1 protein-coding gene is annotated in these 1,406 nt (G+C 43.6%); it reads left to right on the top strand.

The genetic code is table 11. The features are described from left to right. The coding region (mnmC, locus tag A3739_RS05110; protein ID WP_156502369.1) for an FAD-dependent 5-carboxymethylaminomethyl-2-thiouridine(34) oxidoreductase MnmC at positions 1-1,272 on the top strand (1,272 nt) is incomplete at its 5' end. Positions 1,273-1,406 lie beyond the last annotated feature (134 nt).

Consider the following 1,406-nt stretch of genomic DNA (forward strand, 5'->3'; position numbering starts at 1 on the left):
GAAAGCACCACGAAAACTCAGGCCTTGCCTGATCAAGCATGGCATATCAGCGAAAATTCATCCCCAAACATCAAGCATGGCCACGTACTCGTCATAGGCGCTGGGATAGCAGGACTCACCACCGCTATTACTCTAGCCCGCAAAGGCTTTAAAGCCACCATCATTGAGAAGCAAGAGGGCCCATTGCAAGGCGCTAGCGGTCAAAAACAGTTGATCATGTATGGAAAATTCCCTCAGCAATATACACCAGAAGCACGACTACTGATTCAAGCACAGCTCTACGCTCAAACCTTTTTCTCGAGAGAGCAACTCTCAAGCGGAAACAGATTTTGGCATACTTGCGGCGTTGTTCACCTAGCATGGAATGAAAAAGAACGAGCTAAACAGCAAAATGTTGTAGATCGCTTTGAACTGCCTGAGACATTCATGTATCAGGCCGATGCAAATAAACTCAAAGGCCTGAGCGGACTAGATATTCAAGACAGCGGGCTAGTATTTCCACAAGCAGGTTGGTTAGACACAGAGGCATTTTCTAAACATGTACTAGAACATGACAACATTGAGCTAATCAATAAGCGTGAATATACACATCAGGATTGGGAGAGCGATGCGTTACTGAACTCGATGAATGCAGATGCAACGATAATATGTAATGCAGTTTCCTACCAAGATCTAGACATAAACTACCCACTACCAATAAAACCCCTAAGAGGGCAAACAACTCAGTTGTCATCCAAGTCATTCGCGACACCCAAAACAGTTCTATGTGGCGAGGGTTATCTCTGCCCTACATTACACGGCGAACTGCATATTGGTGCCAGTTACGACTTGAATAATTCAGAACCATTTGAATCAAGGGAAGATGATCACGCTAATATCGAAAAACTCGTGACTTGGCTCAAAGGATGGAGCGATCAAGCGACGTTGAATGAACAGGTTTCAGGCCGACATGCAGGTATTCGGACAACGTCAAACGACTACACTCCGATCGTTGGGAAACTACCTCGAACGAGTGCAATGAACAAGCAATATAGTTTTCTTACAAAAAACGCCAAACAAGAAACAATACAAGGCAGATACTACGATCACACATACTTAAACCTAGCTTACGGCTCGAAGGGACTCACCTACTCACCCTTAAGTGCAAGACTTCTTGTGGATACAATTTCTAGTTCAAGTATCGGACTTCCACACGAACAAGCAAAACAACTATCACCAGCGCGATTCTTAATAAAAAGCCTCAAGAAAGGTCATTTTTATTCAACTAATTAATAGGAAGTAGGTTTTCACCATCTGGAGAAAATGGCGTGATTCTGTAGCGGAAGGTACCGTCACCTGACGAGTGATCCTCCTTCCAAAGAACTAAAAATTTGTCTTCGCCTACAACGTCTAAATCTACAATATAA

The sequence above is a fragment of the Oleiphilus sp. HI0067 genome (assembly GCF_001635735.1).